The organism is Nocardia sp. NPDC004722 (assembly GCF_053601505.1).
Genome location: NZ_JBSGBY010000722.1, coordinates 1 through 3,845, shown reverse-complemented (window position 1 = coordinate 3,845; position 3,845 = coordinate 1). Strand labels below are relative to the sequence as shown.

The 3,845-nt window shown below is 66.3% G+C and carries 4 protein-coding genes; 1 reads left to right on the top strand and 3 read right to left on the bottom strand.

Features of this window, described 5'->3' with window-relative positions; genetic code table 11:
- The 3 genes from ACWELQ_RS40590 to ACWELQ_RS40580 form a co-directional block, all read right to left on the bottom strand.
- On the bottom strand, nt 1-708 hold a 708-nt coding region (locus tag ACWELQ_RS40590; protein ID WP_452402307.1), incomplete at its 3' end, for an STAS domain-containing protein.
- A gap of 164 nt (nt 709-872) precedes the next feature.
- Complete coding sequence (locus ACWELQ_RS40585; RefSeq protein ID WP_452402306.1) at nt 873-1,382, bottom strand: MarR family winged helix-turn-helix transcriptional regulator; 510 nt, start codon at nt 1,380-1,382, stop codon at nt 873-875.
- 105 nt (nt 1,383-1,487) lie between these two features.
- Nucleotides 1,488-2,309 (bottom strand): helix-turn-helix domain-containing protein, encoded by an 822-nt coding sequence (locus ACWELQ_RS40580; RefSeq protein ID WP_452402305.1) that lies wholly within the window; start codon nt 2,307-2,309, stop codon nt 1,488-1,490.
- A gap of 256 nt (nt 2,310-2,565) precedes the next feature.
- Between ACWELQ_RS40580 and ACWELQ_RS40575 the strand changes: the two genes are divergently transcribed.
- A partial coding sequence (locus ACWELQ_RS40575) for a fumarate hydratase (protein WP_452402304.1) occupies nt 2,566-3,845 on the top strand: 1,280 nt, incomplete at its 3' end.

Below are 3,845 nucleotides of genomic sequence, written 5' to 3'. Positions count from 1 at the left end.
GCAGCGCCGCGATCGGTAGTAGGAGGGGGCGACCGTGGAGTCGATCGCGGGCACACCGGTGATGTCGATGACGACGACCTTGGCGCGGTTGGCGCGGATCGCGCGCAGCAGCTGCTCGGTCAGCTGACGGGCGCGCTGGGAGTCCAGCACACCGATGATGGGGAGGATCAGCAGCTGCTCGCGCACCTGCAGCACGGGCGTCGACAGCTCGCGAATCGCCTCCTGCTGCTGGCGGATGACGCGTTCGCGCTCCTGCACGAAGGACACGGCCACGGTGTTGGCGATGCGGTTGGCGGCCGGTTCGTAGGCGTCCAGCACCAGCTTCAGCAGTTCGAAGTCGGACTGGTACTTCTCGAAGAGGCTGCGGGCCAGCACGTCTCGCAGCAGCAGCACGATGCCGACGACCTCGTCGGTCTCGACGCCTCGGGGGATGATGCGTTCGGACAGATCGCGCGCGTAGGCCTGCAGCGCTTCGACGCTACCGGTCTCGAGCACCTCGACGTAGTTGTCGTAGACGGAGGTGGCCTCCGAGAAGATTTCCTCGGGTGTCATGGCGGTGAGGAGCTGGGCATCGGTAATGCGGCGTGCCCACTCCTCGCGCAGTTCGGTGCGGTTCTGCCGCAGGTGTTCGACAAGCTGCGGGAGCAGGTTGTCGACGGGACCCGCGGGCAGAGAATCCGCCGAGAGACCGATGGACACGTCGGACATGAAAACTCCTGCCCCTTTCGCTAAGGCCAGGTCGGGATGCTCACTTTCGCCGACCGTTAACCGGCCGTGTGCTCGGTGCCGACCGCCGTCGGAAGCCGCTGCCGAGCCTAGTCTTACCCAGTACCCTATGCGCGCCAAACCAAACCCAGGTGACGGGTTGTTCCTCAAGAGGTGTGCTCGTTGCGGGTTTCGGGTCTTCGATGGTGGGCGAGCAGTGTGTCGTAGATGTCGGCCAGGGCGGTGAGCTGGCCACGATCCAGCACATCCACCATGTGACGACGCACACTCTCGACATGCGAAGGGGCGGCGGAATCGAGGACCTGCGCGCCCTTTTCGGTGAGGACGGCGGCGGTGCGGCGGGCATCGTCGGGAATGGATTCGCGGGCGACCAGTCCGCGCTTCTCCATGCGGGTGATCTGATGCGACAGCCGCGACTGCGACCACTCCAGCACGGCGGCGAGTTCGGCGAAGCTGCGGCGGTGATCGGTGGCGTCGGCGAGCCGGGCCAGCACCGTGTACTCCACGTAGGTCAGATTGGACGCCCGCAGGGAATCGCGGCCGACCGCGGCGGCGATCAGGTCACGGGTGAACACGTACCCCAGCCACGCGCGCATCTCGACATCATCGAGCCAACGGGTTTCGGCCACAGTTCCACTCCCGGGTTCCGCACTCATGCTAATTCCTCCCCGCCGCGAGCAAGCGCATCATGCACAGGTAACACCCGCCCGGTTGAAGGTGCAACCTGTACCCGTTCGTGGCGGCCTGTCGGTCATCTCGGTTCAATCCCGCAGGGCCGCGAGACGTTCGAGGGTTTCGGCGCGATGGGTGGCCGTGCTCGACAGCCGATCCAGGGCCTGCAGGTACTCGTCGGTATTCGCGGGATCGTCGAGGCAGACGACCCCGGTCAGCTGGCGGATGTAGACGAGATCGGGCAGGCGGTGGTCGTCGAAGCGCAGGGAGGTGAACCCGTGACCGAGGCGGGCCGGTTCGTTGAGCTGGTCGTCGACGATCTGCACGGTGATGCGGGGGCGTCGAGCGGCCCGTTCGAGATGCTCGATCTGGTTGTCCCACACGGCTTCTCCGCCGATGCGGCGGCGCAGCGCGGTGAGTTCGACGTGGATCCACAGCACCGGCGGGTCGTCGCGCCACAGGATCGACTGGCGGTGCAGCAGGGTCGCGAGCATGCGGTCGATGACCTCGGCGGGCCGGGTGGGATGGACCAGCGCCAGCACGGCGCGCGCGTAGTCGGGGGTTTGCAGCAGTTCGGGTACGACGGATTGCTCATAGGTGCGGATGCGGTGCACGGGTGCGAGATCGAGCAGGGCGTCGAGGGAGGAGCTCTCGCCGCGGCCCTCGCTGTCGTCGGGCCACCACGAGTGACCCGCGCGCCGCGCCCAGATGAGGTAGCGGTCCTGCTCGGTCTCGTGCACCGCGTAGAGGTCGAGCAGCGTGCGCAGATCCGCCGGGCGGCATCCGCCGCATCCGGTCTCGAGTCGGCTGATCTTGGAGGCGTGGTGTCCGAGCCGCCGGGCCGCCTGCGTCTGCGTCAGCCCGCGGGCACGTCGCAGATCGCGTAATCGGGAGCCGAGGATCGCCTGCAAAGCCCTTGGCGTAGTTGCTGTTTGATGCTGCCCCCGCGGACCGGGCGTGCTTCGCGGACCATTTTGTGGATAAGCCACACACCCGAGTCTGACAGTCGGTGGTGTCCGTCACAACGAATTCCGTCTGTGCAAATGCAATCGCAAATTTCCCCGGGGCGGGCTGCCTGCTCATCGGGCGCCGCGGGCGGGTCGGTACAGTCGGTCTGCTTGAACCGTCGGCTGACCAGCCCCCAGCCCTGCTCGAGGAGTGCGATTCGTGACCGCGCCTGATTTTCTGTACTCGGATCTGCTGCCCATCGGTAAGGACGAGACGCCGTATCGGCTGCTCACCACCGAGGGCGTGAGCACGTTCGAGGCGGGTGGGCGGACCTTCCTGCAGGTCGAGCCCGAGGTGCTGCGGATGCTGACCGCGGAGGCGATGCACGACATCAGCCATTACCTGCGGCCCGCGCATCTCGCGCAGCTGCGCAAGATCATCGATGATCCGGAGTCGAGCGGCAACGACCGGTTCGTGGCGTTGGATCTGCTCAAGAACGTGAACATCTCCGCGGGCGGCATCCTGCCCATGTGCCAGGACACCGGCACGGCCATCGTGATGGGCAAGAAGTCCGAGGGCGTGCTCACCGGAGCCGATGACGCGGAATGGATTTCGCGTGGCGTGTTCGACGCCTACACCAAGCTGAACCTGCGCTACTCGCAGCTCGCGCCGATCAATATGTGGGACGAGAAGAACACCGGCAGCAATCTGCCCGCGCAGGTCGAGTTGTACTCGCAGCCGGGCGATCCCGCGTCGCCGTCCTACAAGTTCCTCTACATGGCCAAGGGTGGCGGCTCGGCCAACAAGTCGTTCCTCTATCAGGAGACCAAGGCGATCCTGAACCCGGATCGCATGCTGGAGTTCCTGGACGAGAAGATCCGCTCGCTCGGCACCGCGGCCTGCCCGCCGTATCACCTGGCGGTCGTGATCGGCGGCACCTCGGCCGAATTCGCCTTGAAGACGGCCAAGTACGCCTCGGCGCACTACCTCGACAACATGCCGACCGAGGGGTCGATGTCCGCGCACGGCTTCCGCGACCTCGAGTTGGAGGAGCAGGTCTTCAAGCTGACCCAGTCCTTCGGCATCGGTGCGCAGTTCGGCGGCAAGTACTTCTGCCACGATGTGCGCGTGATCCGTCTGCCGCGCCACGGTGCGTCGCTGCCGGTCGCCATCGCGGTGTCCTGCTCGGCCGACCGGCAGGCGCGGGCCAAGATCACCCCCCAGGGCGTGTTCCTCGAGCAGCTGGAACGTGAACCGGCGCACTACCTTCCGGAGCAGACCGACTCGATCCTCGGCGGTGACGTCGTGAAGATCGACCTGAACCGGCCGATGACCGAGATCCGCGAGGAGCTCTCCAAGTACCCGGTCAAGACCCGGCTGTCGCTGACCGGTCCGCTGGTGGTGGCGCGCGACATCGCGCACGCCAAGATCAAGGAGCGCCTCGACGCGGGCGAGCCGATGCCGGAGTACATGCGCGACATGGCCGTCTACTACGCGGG